This is a genomic window from Paracoccus panacisoli, from assembly GCF_042435015.1.
GTDB classification, from domain to species: Bacteria; Pseudomonadota; Alphaproteobacteria; order Rhodobacterales; family Rhodobacteraceae; genus Paracoccus; species Paracoccus panacisoli.
Map to the genome: position 1 here is coordinate 1 of NZ_JBHMQU010000106.1, position 1,092 is coordinate 1,092.

The window sequence follows — 1,092 nt, forward strand, 5'->3', positions numbered from 1 at the left end:
GATCAAAGTCACACTTCTTGACCGCGCCACAACCCCCTGCCAAAACCTAGCGGGTTGTTGAAGGGTTTGGGCATGATCCTCGGCTATGCGCGTGTCTCAACCGAGGACCAGCGCCTCGACGCTCAGCTGGCGGCTCTCGAGGCCGCGGGGGCGGGGCGGGTCTTTGCCGAGAAGGTCTCCGGCACGCGCACAGCCCGGCCAGAACTCGAGCGGCTGATCGACCAGCTGCGCCCTGGCGACGTAGTAGTCGTGACCAAGTACGACCGCCTCAGCCGCTCGCTTCAGGACCTTCTCGGGATCGTCGCCCGGATCCAGGCGGCGGGTGCGGGCTTCCGGTCCCTGGCCGAGGACATCGACACCACCACCCCGGCCGGGCGCCTGGTGTTCCACGTCTTCGCCTCGATTGCCCAGTTCGAGCGCGAGCGGATCGCCGAGCGCACGCGCGAGGGTCTTGCCGCCGCCCGGCGCCGCGGTCGGGTGGGAGGCAGGCCCCCTGCCCTCTCGCCCGAGCAGCGCGCCGAAGTGCGCCGCCTGCGCGACGACGATCGGCGCTCCATCGCCGAGCTCGCCCGGCTGTTTCGCGTCAGCCAGAATACCATACGCCGCGCGTAAGGCGGGTCAGCGCAGCCGTGCGCCGATGCCGCGCTCGGTCTGAAAAACGCGGATCAGGAAGGCAATTCCAACATCTTCTTACCCGGCCAGCGCGACAGCCTCGGCAACCGCAGCAGCCCGCAACTTTCCGTCCAGGGTGGCCAACATGGCGCCGTGTCGCAGCGCAGTTTCGAGGTAGAGCGCGTCGTAAGCGGTCAGCCCATGTCGGCGCGCAAGGTCCATGACCACCGCGCTCGAGGCAGAGCTGTCGAGCTGGATCTGCAGCGCATCCACCGCGTCGGCGATCTGGTCCCCCATGCCGGCGGGCAAACGACCGCGGCGCTCGCTGACGATCAGGATATTGCGCAGCTCGACCCAGATCAGCCACGGCGCCAGCAGCGGCTCTCCTCGGGCAATGAGAGGCTCAAGGTCGATCCCCGCTTCATCAGGCATGATCCAGCCGATGATCGCCGAAGCGTCGAGGATCAGCATTCAGCGACG

2 protein-coding genes are annotated in these 1,092 nt (G+C 67.8%); one reads left to right on the forward strand and one right to left on the reverse strand.

Translation table 11 applies throughout. From position 1 onward, the window contains the following. Nucleotides 1-72 precede the first annotated feature (72 nt). Nucleotides 73-612 carry a recombinase family protein gene (locus ACFHYO_RS15880; protein ID WP_394321691.1) on the forward strand — a complete coding sequence of 180 codons (540 nt, stop codon included), beginning with the start codon at nucleotides 73-75 and terminating at the stop codon, nucleotides 610-612. Nucleotides 613-690: 78 nt separating this feature from the next. Here the strand turns inward: ACFHYO_RS15880 and ACFHYO_RS15885 are convergent, their stop codons facing one another. Then, entirely contained in the window at nucleotides 691-1,083 is a 393-nt protein-coding gene (locus tag ACFHYO_RS15885; RefSeq protein WP_394321693.1) for a type II toxin-antitoxin system VapC family toxin, read from the reverse strand. Nucleotides 1,084-1,092 lie beyond the last annotated feature (9 nt).

What these genes read in the sequence shown, in the direction of transcription:
- ACFHYO_RS15880 (WP_394321691.1), top strand. Translation starts at nt 73, where the DNA reads ATGATCCTCGGCTATGCGCGTGTCTCAACCGAGGACCAGCGCCTCGAC.
- ACFHYO_RS15885 (WP_394321693.1), bottom strand. Translation starts at nt 1,083, where the DNA reads ATGCTGATCCTCGACGCTTCGGCGATCATCGGCTGGATCATGCCTGAT.